The following is a 15,255-nucleotide window of genomic DNA, read 5'->3' as shown; positions in this document are numbered from 1 at the left end:
TCAGGTGCGTTCCACCCAGCGATAGGCCGCCTTCGAGTTCTTCCAGAAGTACTTCTCGCAGGCGTCGGCGCCCTTGGCGCGGAAGTACTCGTCCACGACCTTGAAGACGCCGGCATACGTGGCGCCTTTGTCGGAGACGGGCCAGTCGCTGCCGTAGATGAGGCGGTCGGGGCCAAAGCATTCCCACAGGTGGTCGAGCACGGGGAGGTAGTAGGCGGTGTCGGTCGGGGCTTTGCCGTAGTCGCACTTCAGCTGCTCCACCAGGGCGGAGACTTTCATGAAGACGTTGGGCTGTTTGGCCACGGTGCGGATGTTTTCCTTCCACTCGGGGCGCAGGGACTGGGGATCGCCGGAGGCGCCGAGGTGGTTGATGAGCACGCGCAGGTCGGGGACATCGGCGGCGAGTTTGGCGGCATGCGGCAGGTAGGCGGGGCTGCCGTTGAGGTCCAGCTCCAGGCCGTGGCTGGCCAGCGCTTTGGCGCCGGAGAGCACGGCGTCCTGCTTTGCTGCATCCTGCAGATGGGCGCCGCTCCAGCGCACGCCGCGGAAGATGGGATTGGCGGCGAAGCGCTGCAGGTGGCCTGCGAAGTCTGCACCGGGATCGAGATGGCCCACAAAGCCGACGATGCTCTTTTCCCTCTCGGCGAGGTCGAGGATCCACTGGTTGTCCTCCACCAGCGGGCTGGCTTCGACGACGACGGTTTCTTTGACGCCATGCGGTGCGGCCACGGCCAGCCAGTCGGCGGGCAGCACGGTGCGGTAGAGCGGAGAGCCTTTGCCGGGCCACGGCACGCCGCCGGGGCGTGCGGGGTCATAGAAATGCGTGTGCGTGTCGATGATGCGCGTGGCAGGCGGCGCGGCCTGCGAGGGTTCATGCAGCAGCGCGGCGGCGGCGGTGGTCTGGAGAAAGCGGCGGCGGTTCATGCGGAAGAGGTACGGGGGCATCAAGGTTTCTCAAGCATGGAGAATTGCGCTGGGGCCTGCTGCCGTCGAGGGCTCCGCCTAATGGGAGCCCCCGCTGCCTTCGCCCCAATCCGGCTCATGGCGATGGCTGTGCCAGAAGCGCAGGATGTGAACGACGCTCTCGGCCGGGTCAATCCGGTAGATGATCCTGTAGCTGCCCTTAAAGGCCAAAATCTCCCGTGTGCCTGGCAGGACCGACACACGCACCGGGCGGCCACTTTGCGCCCGCAGGGGCGAGGACAGCTCCGTCTCTGCTTTCTCGATGAGGTTGCGGACGTACTGCTCTCCGCGCTCTGGATCACCATGCAGGCACCAGTAGTCGTCGATCTCATGGAGATCGTTCAGTGCCGAATCGGTCAGGCGGACTTGGAGCGACGTTGAGCCCATTTGTGTTCCAGCAGCTTTTTAGCCTCCGCCATGGGGCGTTCACGTCCGTTTCGCACATCTGCCTCGGCCATCGCGATGTCACGCAGCAATCGGGCATCATCATGCAGCTCGCGCCAGGCGGGCGAATCCTCCGGCAGTTCGGCCAGCCAGGACAGGGTTTGCTCTTTGGTGCTCATTTTGGCAAAGCTAACATGGGGCTTTCTGTCCGCAACCGGTGACTAGTGCAGGGAAACGGCGCAGTTCTCGAGCGTCGCCTCACACGATCTCCACGCACTCTGCCAGGACATCGAGCGTGCGAAACAGCGCGCCTTTGGTTCGCGCATGCACGCGCAGCAGCACATCGCCGGCCTGCACGTGGGTGCCGGTTTTGGCGATCTGGTCGCAGCCCACGGCGTAGTCGATGGGGTCGGCGGCTTTGGAGCGGCCGGCACCGAGTTCGAGAACGGCGTGGCCGATGCCGCCTGCGTCCATGCGGGTGAGCATGCCGCTGGCGGGGGCCTTGAGTTCGCCGATGAAGGGCGCGCGATGCACGGTGGTCATCCGCTCCAGGGCGTCCACGTTGCCACCTTGCGCCGCCACCATCTTTTGGAACTTCCGCCAGGCGTCGCCGCGGTGCAGCATGGCGGCGAGGTCGGCGCGGGGGGAGATGGAAACGGCGGAGGCGAGATCGAGCACGATGTCCTCCAGGTCCTGCGGGCCGTGGCCTTGCAGGCAGCGCACGCACTCGGCCACCTCCAGCGCATTCCCGGCGGACTCGCCGGTGGGCTCGTTCATGGCGCTGAGGCGCACGCTGGAGCGCACGCCCATGGCATTGCCAACCGTGACAAGGCTGTCGGCCAGGCGGCGCGCCTCCTCCTGCGTTTTCATGAAGGCGCCGCTGCCCCACTTCACATCCAGCACCAGGCGGTTGAGGCCCTCGGCGAGCTTCTTGCTCATGATGCTGGCGGTGATGAGCGGCACGCTGGGCACGGTGCCGGTGACATCGCGCAGGGCGTAGAGCTTCTTGTCCGCCGGGCAGATGCCGGCGGTCTGGCCCACCATCACGCAGCCGATGCGGTCGATGATGTTGTGGATCTCCACCTCGTTGAGCTGCGTGCGGAAGCCGGGGATGCTCTCCAGCTTGTCCAGGGTGCCGCCCGTGATGCCGAGGCCGCGCCCGGAAATCATGGGCACCCACACGTTGTCGCAGGCCAGCAGAGGCGCGAGAATGAGCGAGGTTTTGTCGCCGATGCCGCCGGTGCTGTGCTTGTCCACGCGCATGGGGTCGTGGTCGTTCCACAGCAGCATGCTGCCGCTGTGCAGCATGGCCTCGGTGAGCGCGGCGGTTTCCTCCGGCGTCATGCCCCGGAAGTAGATGGCCATGGCGAGCGCGCTCATCTGGTACTCCGGCATGTCGCCGCGGGTGAAGGCGCTGATGACGAAGCGGATCTCCTCGGAGGTGAGCACGCCGCCGTCGCGTTTGTGCTCGATGAGGGTCGGGATGTGCATGGGGCATGCTAGGATCTGCCTTGCAGGTTTGGCAATAGTGAAGCTGCGGAGATCGTATGCTCCATCCGTCCCGCCATGCGTGCCTTTTGCGTTTTCCTCAGCCTCTGCTCCGCCCTGCCTGCGGCGTCGATTGATTTTTCGCGGGACATCCAGCCGATCCTTTCGGACAAATGCTACTTCTGCCACGGGCCGGATGCCAGGGAGCGCAAAGGGGACCTGCGGCTGGATGTGGAAAAGGAGGCCAAGGCGGTGAAGGAGGGGGTGGCGGCCATCGCGCCGGGGAAGAGCGCGCAGAGCACCCTGATCGAGCGCATCTTCAGCACGGACCCGGATGAGGTGATGCCCACGCCGAAGAGCAACCGCACGCTGACGGAGGCGCAGAAGAGGCTGCTGAAGCAGTGGATCGACGAAGGGGCAAAGTGGGGCACGCACTGGGCCTTTGAGCGCATTGAGCGGCCCAGGATTCCAGACGTGGGGGCGCAGCATCCCATCGATGCCCTGGTGCGGGCCAAACTGGCGGAGAAGGGGATGAAGCCTGCGCCACGGGCTGCTGCGGCGACGCTGCTGCGGCGTGTTTTTCTGGACCTGACCGGACTGCCGCCGACGCCGGATGAACTGGGGCTGCCGTATGACAAGGCGGTGGCGCGGCTGCTGGATTCGCCGCGCTTTGGCGAGCGCTGGGCCTGGGACTGGCTGGATGCGGCGCGCTATGCGGACACCAACGGCTACCAGGGCGACCCCGAGCGCACCATGTGGCCGTGGCGTGACTGGGTGGTGCAGGCCATCAATGCCAACATGCCCTATGACCAGTTCACCGTCTGGCAGCTCGCGGGCGATCTTCTGCCGGGGGCGACACAGGAGCAGAAGCTGGCCTCCGGCTTCAACCGCAACCACATGATCAACGGCGAGGGCGGCCGCATCGCCGAGGAGACGCGGGTGGAGAATGTGATGGACCGCGTGGAGACGACCAGCACCGTGTGGCTGGGGCTGACGATGGGCTGCTCGAAGTGCCATGACCACAAGTTTGATCCGCTGACGATGCGGGACTACTACGGGCTCTACGATGTCTTCAACCAGACGAGCGAGGATGGCAAAGGGCGCAGCGGGCAGGCGGCCCCGGCCATGGACATGTCCACGGCGGCGGAGCTCGCGCAGGTGAAGGCGGCTTCTGAAAAGGTGAACGCCGTCGCGGCGGAGGTGGAGGCCTTTGAGCTGACGAAATTTCCGCGCCCCGCAGGCAGGCCGCTCACGGAGTCCGAGGCCATGAGGCTGCCGGGAAATCTGCCGAGCTACATCGCCAAGACGGAGCCGAAGAACCGGGGCGTGGACCCGCTGCTGGAGGCGGTGAGCTATTTCAAGGACAAGGACGCCGCCTACACAAACCTGCTGCAGCGGCTGCTCGCCGCGGTGCGTGCGCGTGTCTCTGCCACCAGCGCCGTGACCAAGGTGATGATCATGGACACGCTGCCCGCGCCGCGCGAGACCTTTGTGCTGGAGAAGGGCGCGTATGACAAGCCGACCGCCACGAAGGTGAGCTTCAACGTGCCCGCCAGCCTGCCCGCCATGAAGCCGGATGCGCCGCGCAACCGCCTGGGACTGGCGCAATGGATGGTGAGCCGTGACAATCCGCTGACGGCGCGTGTGACGGTGAACCGCTTCTGGCAGGCGCTCTTTGGCGTGGGGCTGGTGAAGACGGCGGAGGACTTCGGCCTGCAGGGCGAGGTGCCGCCGCAGCGCGAGCTGCTGGACTGGCTGGCGGCGGAGTTCATGGAGAGCGGCTGGGATGTTAAGGCGCTGCTGCGGCTGATCGTGACGAGCGAGACCTACCGGCAGTCGTCCAAGATCACCGATGCGCAGGCCGACCCCGAGAACCGCTGGCTGGCACGCGGGCCGCGCTTTCGCATGCCGTCGTGGATGCTGCGGGACCAGGCCCTGGCTGTCTCCGGCCTGCTGCAGGGCAGGCTGGGCGGCCCTGCGGTGAAGCCCTACCAGCCCGAGGGCATCTGGGAGGAGGCGACGTTTGGCAAAAAGAGCTACGTGCAGGACCACGGCGAGGCGCTCTACCGCCGCACGCTGTATGTCTTCTGGCGGCGCATCGTGGGGCCCACCATGCTGTTTGACAATGCCGCGCGGCAGACCTGCGTGATCAAGGCCACGCGTACCAACACGCCGCTGCATGCCCTGGTGACGCTGAATGACGTGACGTATGTGGAGGCGGCGCGTGCGCTGGCGCAGCGTGTGCTGCTGGCAAATCGTGGCAATGAGGACGCGGCGCTGGCGCAGGCCTTCCGGCTGGTGCTGTGCCGTGAGCCCGCGCGTGCGGAGGCGGCGCTGCTGAAGGCGCAGCTGGGCAAACTGAGGCAGCAGCAGTCGGCAGACCGCGCGGCGGCGCTGAAGCTGCTGGCGGTGGGGGAGTCCAAACGGGATGAGTCGCTGGACGCCGGCGAGCACGCTGCGTGGACGGGCCTGTGCCTGCTGCTGCTAAACACGGATGAGGCGCTGACCAAGGAGTAGGGCGCCGCCTGCTGTGCGGTGAAACCAGGGGCGCTGAGGTGAGGGATTTGGCATCATCCCCTCACGCTCACGCTCCTGGCGCCGATGTGCGGCTAGCGGCGGTTGGAAGACCGGCGCCAGTCCTGCTGATGCTCGTTGTGATGACCGTTTTGGTGGCCGTTGGACGGATGGCTGCCGGAGGGGCGGTAGCTGCCGGAGGGGATGCTGCCGGAGGGGTGGCTGTTTGAGGGGAAGCTGCTGGTGGGGCGGTAGCCGCCGGAGGGGTGGCTGTTCGTCGGGTAGGTGTTTACCGGGCGGTAGGCAGAGGGTGGCGGCACGGTGGGGCGCGGCACGGAGGGGTAGCTCGGCTGCGGGCGGTAGCCGCTGGGGCGGTAGGGCTGTGTGTGGTGGTGATGCTGGCCGCCGTAGTAGTAGTGCCCGTTGTGGTAGTAGCGGCTGGTATAGCGCCGGCCCTGGTAGATGTAGCTGCCGGTCTGGTACTGGCCGCCGGAGTAGTAGCGCCCCTGGTAGTAGTAGGCGCTGCCGGTGAAGTTTGGCGGCAGGGTGCTGTAGGTGTTGTAGCCGCCGTAGCCGTAACCACCGCCGTAGCCGCCGCCGGCAAACATGGGGTCGACACAGGAGGCGAGCGCCAGGGCGGCGAGTGCTGGAAGGAAAAGAGTGAGTTTCATGGGGTGGGGGAGGTCAGGGGTTTGTGGGGGTGGGTGCGGCCACGGGGCCGCGAAAGGGATGGGGCACCGCCTCCGGCACGCATGCTGCGGCGTCCCTGCCGGGGGCAGATGCAGGGCGTGCTGGGATGGAGGCTGGGCGGGAAATAAGAAAGGAGCGGGAAGTGGCGCCTGCATGTACAGGCTGATGGCTTATGACAGCTAGGCGCGCGACTGTGTTCAATGCGGAGGCCTCAGAAGCTGATGTAGCCCAGCGGCAGCTCGGCCCGGGGATTGGGCCGGAACTCGCGGTCCACCATGCAGGGCACTTCGGTGATGGAGAGGATTTCCCGGATGTATCTGGCGCTGGTGTCCGGGTTGGCCTCCACATGCAGGAGGGCTCCGGCGGCGTCGCGGATGATGAGCACGTAGCCGTAGCTTTTCACGCCTGCGATGGGCGCATTCACCCCCACGTTGTAGGTCAGGCGCACGGGCTGGGTGATGTGGACCATTTTTGACTTTGCGGGGATGGAGATGTCGAACTCCTCCTTTTGCAGCACGATGAGGTCGCCGTTGGATTCAGCGGCGTTTTTTCCCAGAATGAGGGCCAGGCCCCGGGCTCCCCGCAGGTCGCGTGTCACCTCCTGATTGCTGAGGCTGAAGCTGTAGGTGCATTCGAAAACACGCTGGTCGGTGTCGCCGGAGCTGCGGTTGTTCCTGGCCGGCAGGATCTGGCAGAAGAGGCGGAATTTTTGCGCTGGCGCTGAGGTGCCCGCTGTGGCGGGTGCGGTGGCGGGGGGCTGCTCCGCGTGCTGCGCTGCCCAGCGGGCGATGTAGGCGCCATCCTCTTTGCAGAGGGTCCTGCGGCTGACGACGAGGGACTGCTGGTCGCTGGCGCGCTTCAGCGTCACGCTGTCTCCGGAGACGGCGGTGATCTCCGCCTCCAGCAGCGTACCCACGAGGCTGACGAAGACGCGGGTGTCTGCCAGCGCTGCGGCTGTGCAGAGCTGGGAAACGAGAAGCAGGAGGAGGAGGCGCATCATCAGGAAATACGGGCGGCTCCGGCTAGATTGGCGGAGCGGCCCGGCGCTTTCAAGCCTCGCGCAGCAGGATGGCGTCCACATTCACGCCGTCGTAGAGGGCGTCGCTGAGGATGACGAGGGGGTCTCCGTGCTTGATGAGCTTTTCCCGGCGCAGCAGGTCCAGCGCGCCGCGGATGCTGTCCTCCGGCTGGCCTTCGATGAAGGGCAGCACGAAGGGGTTCACACCACGGGCGGTGACGAGCGTGCGGCTGACGTGGAGATTGGGCGTGAAGGCAAAGATGGGGGCAAACTCCGGGCGCTGATGCGCGAGCAGGTGCGCCATGACGCCTTTGATGGTGAAGACGAGCAGCTTGCTGCCGGGGATGCTGTTGGCCAGCAGGATGGCGGCCTTCACGGTCTTGTGCTTGTTCGTCTTCAGCGGGGCGTCGCTGGCAAAGCGGCCGGAGGGATATTTCTGCTCGATGCGGCTGATCACGGTGTCCAGCACCTCCACGCATTTCTCGGGGTAGCGGCCCACGCTCGTTTCACCGCTGAGCATGACGCAGTCCACCTGCTCGATGACGGCATTGAAGATGTCGGTGACTTCCGCGCGGGTGGGCACGGGGTTTTCGATCATGCTCTCCAGCATCTGCGTGGCCACGATGACCTTGCGGCCGTGGTAGGAGCAGCGCTCCACGATCTGGCGCTGGATGAGCGGCAGGTCCTCGATGGGGCACTCGCTGCCGAGATCCCCACGGGCGATCATGATGCCGCCGGAGGCCTCCACGAGGGCGTCGATGTTGTCGATGGCCTGCTGGTTTTCGATCTTGGCGATGACGCGCGCCTTGCTCTGCTTTTGCTCCAGCAGGAGCTGCAGGTGCTGCAGGTGGCCGGGCTCGCGGGCAAAGCTGAGGGCAAAGAAATCCACGCCCAGCTCCACGCCGAGGTCGAGGTCTGCGTAGTCCTTTTGCGTGAGCGGTGGCAGGCGCACGGGCACGCCGGGGAGATTGATGTGGCGGCGGGATTTCATCTCGCCTTTGGTCATGACGGTGCCGATGACGCGGAGGGTGGAGACTTCGGTGGCCTTGATCTGGATCATGCCGCCATCGACCATGATGACGTCGTCGGCTTTGAGGTCCTTGCCCAGCTCCGGGTAGTTCACCGTCACGGAGTACGCGGTGGTGGAGGGCACGTCGGGCTTGCAGCGAAACTCCACGGTGTCTCCCACCTGGAGCTGCCAGGGCTGCTCCACGTCTCCGGTGCGGATGCTCGGGCCGGTGAGGTCCATGAGCACGGCGATCTCGCGCTTGGAGGCGGCGGCGGCCTCGCGCACGCGGCCATAGACGGTGCGCACCCAGTCGTGCGAGGCGTGGCTCATGTTCAGGCGGATGACGTCGGCGCCTTTGGCGATCAAATTGGCGAGGACTTCAGGACTCTCCGTGGCAGGTCCGAGAGTGCAGAGGATTTTGGTTTTGCGCATGGATGGCATGGATGAAAGCAGGGGACGGGCCAGCGTGGGCGCTGATGTGCCCGAAAGCAAGGCGCACCTCGCAACGGGGCTGGAACTTGCGGGCCGCGGGAAAGAAACTTCTGCAATCCACAATCGGTTGTTGATCAATCGTCAATCGCGCATGCCCACGGAGCTCAGCCGGTGGATTGACGATGGTCGAGCCATCGAGGCGTTGATTTTGAGGTGCCTGGATCGCGCCAGCAGAGGCTTCGTTGATGCGCCTATGTGTTGCGCCGCCGCCGAAAGAGATTGAGACGGTGAAGGGTGGGGATGCTCCTGAAGCGCAGGCGCTGTGGCCATGCGGCCTGAGGAGGCTCGGGAGACGGCGATGCGCCATGCGGCCTGAAGGGCCGCAGGCGTTTGGTGGGATGAGCACTCGAAGTGCCACTCGATCTCTTGCCACGAGTCCAGCGCCCCTTCTGGCCGGGGCACCAAACAGGGCGCGGTAATTCACGGCGATGACCGCACTCCAGGACGCTCCGCGTTCGCGAAGGCATCACGGCTCCCGCTGGCGCGTCAGCCTTTTGGAGTGCGGTCGCGCAGATGCGAGGCGCAAGCCTGCATCGGAGCCACCGCTTTCGGGTGTCTCGTGGCGCTCGTTGGCTCGATGAGCTGGCGCGCGCCTTGCGTGGTGCTGTGTTCGGCGGGGCTGAGGCTCGCGCCAATCGTCCTGCCTGCGAAAGCGGTAGCTGCGGTCGTGCCTCCCTCCGCGACCGCACTCCATATCAGAGCTGCGCGCGCGCTTCGCATTTCAGGGGCAGGGTTTCAACGGGCGGTGCCAAAGAGCGTGTTGTAATTCACGGCGATGACCGCCTCCAGCTCCGCCACATCCATGCCGCGCACCTGGGCGAGCAGCTCATAGCTCACGCGGAGGTTGGCGGGGTGGTTCAGAGATTTGCCATCGGCTGCATGCAGCGGGTGCGGATTGAGCTCATCCGGCGGCCACATGTCGGGGGCGTCGGTTTCGGCGAGGAGGCGGTGAATGGGCACCTCTTTGAAGACGGCGAGCTGCGCGGCTTTGCGCGGGTGGCCAAAGTAGGGGCTGAGGGAGAAGTAGGCACCGAGCTTCACAAAGCCGGGAATCATCTCGGCGGGGCCGCCGTAGGAGTGCAGGAGGAAGCCTCGGCGCGGGAGCGGGGTGCTGCGAAGGGTTTCCTCCAGCAGGCCAAAGGCGCGCAGGCAGTGCAGGGTGGCGGGGCGGTCCAGCTCCACGGCGAGGGCGAGCTGCGTGCGCAGGCAGCCGAGCTGCGCGTCGATGTCCGGGTTTTCGATCCAGCGGTCGAGGCCGATCTCGCCGACGACGGCGCGGGGGTGGGATACCAGAAAATGACGCAAGGTGGTGGCCCAGTCCGCCGTGCGCTCCTTCACATACCACGGGTGCAGGCCAAAGGCGGGGCGGACCCAGGAGTGCTGCCGCGCGAGGTCTGCCACGGCTTGCCAGTCCTCCTCGCAGGAGCCGGTGACGATCATCTCCGCTAGCCCGGTCTGCGGCGTGCTGGCGAGAATCTGCTCACGCCAGGGGTCAAGGCGCACGTCCTGGAGATGGTTGTGGGCGTCGTAGAGCATGGGGGGAAAGTAGCCTTGTTCCTGCGAGCGGGAAAGCTTGGTTGCATGGCAACGGATCGTAAGCGCTACGCGCTTCCGGGCCTGCCATAGACTGCATGCGGCAGTTTCTGCGTCTCAGCAATAATCCGCTGCCATGCGCATGGCGGAAAATGCAATGTAGGCGGCTGAAAATGGCGGCTTGTCCGCCAGCGGTCCCGCCAGCCAGGCGTCTATCGCGTCGTCGTTTTCACGAATGACAAGTTTGAGATTCGCCGTGATCTCGGGAGTGGCTGCTTCCACCAAGTTCTCCCGGTCCAAATCGTCTGAGAGCCCCCAAAAAGCTGCATAGGGAATCAGTGGCACAAGTTCATCCGGCACATCGGCAGGATCAAACTCCGCCTTTGGACTGAGTTCATGGAAGTTTCCGTAATGCTGCTGCAACTGTGCAGCTGTAAGAACTGTTCCGGCTTTCATATTCATCATGGAGCTGGCTGCAAAGGTGCCTGTTTCTCAGTGCTTGTCAGGAGATCTTTGTTCCGCAGGAACAAAGCAACTTTAGGCCACAAAAAAAGCCCGCGCATGCTTCGCAGCACACGCGGGCGGTTGAATCATTCGCGGCTCAGTTGTTGCCGATCATGAGCAGCATGGTGTCGCCTTTGCGCCAGACGCGCAGGAGCACGGTCTTGTCGTTGCCTTTGGCCAGGGTGGTGGCTTCGGCGGCGTTGGCCACGGGCTTGCGGTTCACGTGGGAGATGACGTCGTTTTCCTCCAGCCCCATGGCGGCGGCGCGGCTGTCTGCCTCCACTTTGGTGACGATGACGCCGCTGACGCTGGCGGGGATGTCGTGGCGCTCGCGCAGCGCGGGGGTGAGGGTCTGCACGGTGACGCCGGAGACGAGCTCGCTGATGTTTTCCTTGCCGGGGCCGCTGCCGCCGGGGCGGGGGATGCCGCGCTGGCCGCCGCCCATCTCAGAGAGGGCCTCCTCGGGCAGGGCCTCGAGCGTGGCGTTCAGCGTCAGGCGCTTGCCGCCGCGCATGACCTCGATGGGGATGACGCTGCCGGGCTTGGTGCCGCTGACGATGAGGCGCAGGCGGCTGCTGCTGTCCACCCGCTGGTTGTTGATGGAGATGATGACGTCTTCGAGCTGGATGCCGGCCTTTTCGGCGGGGGACTCCGAGCCGACCATCATGACGACGGCGCCGCCCTGCTCCTTGATGCCGAGGCGCTCGGCGAGGGAGGCGTCCAGGTCGGTGATCTGCACGCCGAGGAAGCCGCGCTGCACAGAGCCGTCATCCAGCAGGTCTTCCACGATGTGGAGCGCCATGTTGATGGGGATGGCAAAGCCGATGCCGGCATTCATGCCGGTGCGGGAAAGGATGGCGGTGCTGATGCCGACGACGCGGCCCATGCCGTCCACGAGCGGGCCGCCGGAGTTGCCGGGATTGATGGAGGCGTCTGTCTGGATGAAGTCCTCATACCCCTGCACGCGGCCGCCGCGGCCGTTGCCCCGGCCTACGATGCCTTCATTGCTGCGGCCCAGGGCGCTGACGATGCCCTGCGTGACGGAGCGGCTGAGCTCCATGGGCGCGCCGGCGGCGAGCACCACGTCTCCCACGCGGAGCTTGGAGCTGTCTCCCAGGATGGCGGGCTTGAGGCCGGTGGCTTCTATCTTGATGAGGGCCACGTCGGTGAGCGGGTCGGTGCCGATGATGGCGGCCCGGTAGGTCTTGGTGGAGCCGTTCACGTCCACGGCGACTTCGATCTTCTTGGCGTCTGCGACGACGTGGTTGTTGGTGATGATGTAGCCGTCCTGGGTGATGATCATGCCGGAGCCGACGCCGCGCTCCTGGTGGGCGTCATCGTCTTCCGGGGGCTTCGGCTGCGGGCGCTGGGGCTGGCCGCGGCGGCGCGGATTGGGCGCGGGCTCGTCGTCCTCATTCATGCCGCCTCCAAAGGGGTCGGCACCGCCGGGGGCGCCAAAGAAGCGGTAAAAGAAGGGGCGGAGCTGCGGGGGGATCTGGTCCACCTCAGGGGTCTTGATGGGGGTGGAGGAGTAGATGGTGACGACGCTGGGGAGGATCTTGTCCACCACGCTGGCGTAGCTCATCTGCAGCTGGCCGTTGTTGGGCAGGGGGCTGAGGTCCTTGACGATCCGGGAGTTGAACTCTGCCAGGGCGGGATTCACCGCCGCGGGTGCTGCCGCTGCCGCCGGCGGCTGCGGGGCCGCAGGGGTGTCCGCAGCGGGGGGCAGGGGGGCGGGCTGCTGGGCGCGCAGGCCGGGCAGTCCAGACGCCAGCATGCCGGCGCAGGTGAATGCGATGCAGAGACGAGGTTGGGTCTTCATGGAGTGTTTTTTAGGATGGGATTTTTCAGCGGTTCTTGGAGGAGCGCGTGATTCTCTGACGTAGTGCCGGGGGGAATGTTGAACATATTCGGGCGAAAGAAAGGGACTCTTTCACTTCGGCCCCCGCAGTCCAAAGACCCGTCCCGGGGGCGGTTGGAGCCCCCCAGGGTACTACGCGCCTCGCGCCTGGGAGAGCGGGTCTATTCCTGCGGCGGCCTCGCGGGGGCAGAGATTTCCATCGCAAATGGCAAGACCTCTCCGGCCGTAGGTTGGGTGTGTTTGGCGGATGTGACATCTCAACCACTTGCACCTCTCTCCGCCAAACCGCCCGACTGCGAGGGCGTTCGTACGCCATGGTGCCTGCCGTGCGCTGATGGACGGGCGGGCTGTCGCCACACCCATCCTACGACCCTGCAGCCGCCGTGCTCCGGCCGTAGGTTGGGTGTGTTTGGCGGATGTGACATCTCAACCACTTGCACCTCTCTCCGCCAAACCGCCCGACTGCGAGGACGTTCGTACGTCATGGTGCCTGCCGTACGCTGATGGACGGGCGGGCTGTCGCCACACCCATCCTACGACCCTGCAGCCGCCGTGCTCCGGCCGTAGGTTGGGTGTGTTTGGCGGATGTGACATCTCAACCACTTGCACCTCTCTACGCCAAACCGCCCGACTGCGAGGGCGTTCGTACGCCATGGTGCCTGCCGTGCGCTGATGGACGGGCGGGCTGTCGCCACACCCATCCTACGACCCTGCAGCCGCCGTGCTCCGGCCGTAGGTTGGGTGTGTTTGGCGGATGTGACATCTCAACCACTTGCACTTCTCTCCGCCAAACCGCCCGACTGCGAGGGCGTTCGTACGCCATGGTGCCTGCCGTGCGCTGATGGACGGGCGGGCTTTCGCCACACCCATCCTGCCATGAGGGCTACGGGGGGCTTACTTCCGCGCTTCCGCGAGGGCCTTGTCCATCACCTCCTTGAGGGTGACTTCGGCGCCGCCGCGGCGCTTGCTCTCGTCTGCGGCCTCCATGAAGGCGTAGATCTCCAGCGTCTCCTCGGGGCTCACGGGGGCTACGCCGGTGCGGAAGAAGTGCACCACGGAGTAGAGCAGGGGATCGTAGCCGTCGTAGGTGCCGATGTCGGCCTCGCCCTTTTCGCCCACGGCCTTGCCGCCGTAGCCTTTGGACTCGGTGAAGGTGCCGGTGCGGCCGCCGGCCCAGGTGCCGGTGACGGTGATGCGGCTGACCGTCTGCTTCGTCTCCTTCTTGGTGGCCTTGTCCACGGTGGTCACTTCCTCGGTCACGCTGCCGCGCTTCACGCTCTGGCAGCCGGTGCCCATGACGGTAAAGAGGGACTCCACGCCGTGGATGCCGTACCAGAAGAGGTCCGGGTGGTGGGGCTCCAGGCTGGCGGGGCTGGTGGTGAGGGCCTGCTTTACCTGGCCCACGCTGCCGCCGCGCACGGCCTGGGTGCCTTTGCCAAAGCGCAGCGAGGAGGAGGTAAAGAGCGGGATGCCCGCCTTCTTGGAGGCGTCAAAGATCTTGATCGCGTCCACCAGCGTGCCGGCGATGGGTTTGTCGATGAAGACGGGCTTGTGCGCCTCCAGGCAGGGCAGCACCTGCTCCAGGTGCACGCGGCCGTCGTTGGACTCGAGGAAGACCACGTCCACCTTGTCCAGCAGGTCATGGATGCTGGGGACGATCTCCACGCCCAGCTCCTTCACCTTGGCGGTGTACTCCGGCACGCGCTCCGTGCTGGAGGGGATGTCCTTCGACCCCTGCGGGTAGGCGGCCACCAGGTGCACGCCCATGACCTCCGGCTTTTGCGGGCTGGCGTTCAGCGTCTTGGTGAAGGCCAGCACGTGGGAGGTGTCCAGGCCGATGATGCCGGCGCGGATGTGCTGCGCGCTGGCGTGGGGGGAGAGCAGCGCGAGGGCGCCGAGGGAGAGAAGCAGGGAGCGGATCATGGCCAGAGACTACGCAGCCCGCAGCGCCGCCTTTCGCCGCTGCGGGCGTGGCAGGGGCATGCGGCACAAAAGCACGGAAACAGGTGCGAAAATGCGGGGGCTGGCGGCCTACCGCGCGTCTGACTCTGCGGCATAGGCCAGCACGCGGGCGCCGCCGGGGCTGCTGCCGCGCACGGAGGCCAGGCTGGCCACGCCGTAGCCAAAGCCCTTCATCTCATTGGCCCACAGCACGCGGCCCGTGGCGGCATCCAGCGCGTACATGTAGCCGTGCACGCAGACGATGAGGCGGTCCCCGTCCAGCAGCAGGCTGGCGTAGGTCTCGCCGGAGGGCGCCGTCCACTGCCAGACGAGCTCCCCGGTGTCGCGGTGCAGCGCGGCCACGCGTTTGTTGAAGGCGGTGAAGACGAGATCGCAGATGTCCATGCGGCGGAGCGTGGCCGGGGCGGGCCGGGCCGCCAGTGGAAGATGGGGCTCATTTTGGAACGGCGCCGGGGCGGCGGCCCTGCGTACGGCGGCGCGGGTGGTTGCAGGCATACCACGAAATACCACTTTTATAGCAGCGTGCAGCAGGTTGTATGAAAACATCATTCTGCATCGATCTGCGAAAAGGCGGTTGACTTTTAAAATTCGGACCCAAGGAGTTTTGCATGACCACGCAACGTCCTGCAGCCCCGCCGCAGGCCACGCCCATGCCCCCCCGAGCCCCGCACGCCCGCCCGGGCGGTGCCGCCGCCGCCGCGCGCCAGGCCCCTCCTTCCGCCCGCCCTGCGCCGCGTCCCGGCACCCGCGCCCCCGCCCATGCCTCCGAATACCATGAGATGCAACAAAATGCCATGAAGTGACCGGCTTCTCCCGGCCTGCCCAGCCGCCGCCGCC

The 15,255-nt window shown here is 66.0% G+C and carries 14 protein-coding genes; 2 read left to right on the top strand and 12 right to left on the bottom strand.

Annotation, left to right across the window (positions count from 1 at the left end):
• The 4 genes from ACZ5WW_RS08930 to ACZ5WW_RS08915 form a co-directional block, all read right to left on the bottom strand.
• Positions 1-924, bottom strand: a complete 924-nt coding sequence (locus ACZ5WW_RS08930) for an amidohydrolase family protein (protein ID WP_377165020.1) — start codon at positions 922-924, stop codon at positions 1-3.
• 78 nt (positions 925-1,002) lie between these two features.
• On the bottom strand, positions 1,003-1,350 hold the full coding sequence (locus ACZ5WW_RS08925) for a type II toxin-antitoxin system RelE/ParE family toxin (protein WP_377165022.1): 348 nt from the start codon (positions 1,348-1,350) through the stop codon (positions 1,003-1,005).
• Entirely contained in the window at positions 1,320-1,526 is a 207-nt protein-coding gene (locus ACZ5WW_RS08920; protein ID WP_377165024.1) for a hypothetical protein, read from the bottom strand. The genes ACZ5WW_RS08925 and ACZ5WW_RS08920 overlap by 31 nt, the downstream gene beginning before the upstream one ends.
• Before the next feature lie 79 nt (positions 1,527-1,605).
• Positions 1,606-2,838, bottom strand: a complete 1,233-nt coding sequence (locus ACZ5WW_RS08915; protein WP_377165026.1) for a thymidine phosphorylase — start codon at positions 2,836-2,838, stop codon at positions 1,606-1,608.
• Between the two features lie 75 nt (positions 2,839-2,913).
• Here ACZ5WW_RS08915 and ACZ5WW_RS08910 point away from each other — a divergent pair, with 75 nt between their 5' ends.
• A complete protein-coding gene (locus ACZ5WW_RS08910; protein WP_377165028.1) occupies positions 2,914-5,352 on the top strand; it encodes a PSD1 and planctomycete cytochrome C domain-containing protein in 2,439 nt (812 codons plus the stop codon).
• Between the two features lie 92 nt (positions 5,353-5,444).
• On the opposite strand, the gene ACZ5WW_RS08905 is transcribed toward ACZ5WW_RS08910, so the two are convergent.
• The 8 genes from ACZ5WW_RS08905 to ACZ5WW_RS08870 all read right to left on the bottom strand — a co-directional run bounded on the left by ACZ5WW_RS08905 (position 5,445) and on the right by ACZ5WW_RS08870 (position 14,913).
• A complete protein-coding gene (locus tag ACZ5WW_RS08905; protein ID WP_377165030.1) occupies positions 5,445-6,020 on the bottom strand; it encodes a hypothetical protein in 576 nt (191 codons plus the stop codon).
• A 230-nt stretch (positions 6,021-6,250) separates the two neighbouring features.
• Positions 6,251-7,039, bottom strand: coding sequence for a hypothetical protein (locus ACZ5WW_RS08900; protein ID WP_464694236.1), 789 nt, complete (start codon positions 7,037-7,039; stop codon positions 6,251-6,253).
• A gap of 49 nt (positions 7,040-7,088) precedes the next feature.
• On the bottom strand, positions 7,089-8,498 hold the full coding sequence (gene pyk, locus ACZ5WW_RS08895; protein ID WP_377165034.1) for a pyruvate kinase: 1,410 nt from the start codon (positions 8,496-8,498) through the stop codon (positions 7,089-7,091).
• A 795-nt stretch (positions 8,499-9,293) separates the two neighbouring features.
• Complete coding sequence (locus tag ACZ5WW_RS08890; protein WP_377165036.1) at positions 9,294-10,094, bottom strand: TatD family hydrolase; 801 nt, start codon at positions 10,092-10,094, stop codon at positions 9,294-9,296.
• A 114-nt stretch (positions 10,095-10,208) separates the two neighbouring features.
• Positions 10,209-10,556: a hypothetical protein gene (locus ACZ5WW_RS08885; RefSeq protein ID WP_377165038.1), complete on the bottom strand. Its 348-nt coding sequence runs from the start codon at positions 10,554-10,556 to the stop codon at positions 10,209-10,211.
• Positions 10,557-10,692: 136 nt separating this feature from the next.
• Positions 10,693-12,417 carry a Do family serine endopeptidase gene (locus tag ACZ5WW_RS08880; protein ID WP_377165040.1) on the bottom strand — a complete coding sequence of 575 codons (1,725 nt, stop codon included), beginning with the start codon at positions 12,415-12,417 and terminating at the stop codon, positions 10,693-10,695.
• Positions 12,418-13,350: 933 nt separating this feature from the next.
• Positions 13,351-14,379 carry a Gfo/Idh/MocA family protein gene (locus ACZ5WW_RS08875; protein WP_377165042.1) on the bottom strand — a complete coding sequence of 343 codons (1,029 nt, stop codon included), beginning with the start codon at positions 14,377-14,379 and terminating at the stop codon, positions 13,351-13,353.
• Between the two features lie 108 nt (positions 14,380-14,487).
• The gene (locus ACZ5WW_RS08870; protein ID WP_377165044.1) at positions 14,488-14,913 is read right to left on the bottom strand and encodes an outer membrane protein assembly factor BamB family protein; all 426 of its coding nucleotides are present in this window, start codon (positions 14,911-14,913) and stop codon (positions 14,488-14,490) included.
• A gap of 155 nt (positions 14,914-15,068) precedes the next feature.
• Here ACZ5WW_RS08870 and ACZ5WW_RS08865 point away from each other — a divergent pair, with 155 nt between their 5' ends.
• Positions 15,069-15,221, top strand: coding sequence for a hypothetical protein (locus ACZ5WW_RS08865; RefSeq protein WP_377165046.1), 153 nt, complete (start codon positions 15,069-15,071; stop codon positions 15,219-15,221).
• The last annotated feature ends 34 nt before the right edge of the window (positions 15,222-15,255 follow it).

The sequence above is a fragment of the Prosthecobacter fluviatilis genome, from assembly GCF_055388355.1.
Note: the sequence above shows the minus strand (reverse complement) of the source record. Positions and strands in the feature narration are given on the sequence as shown.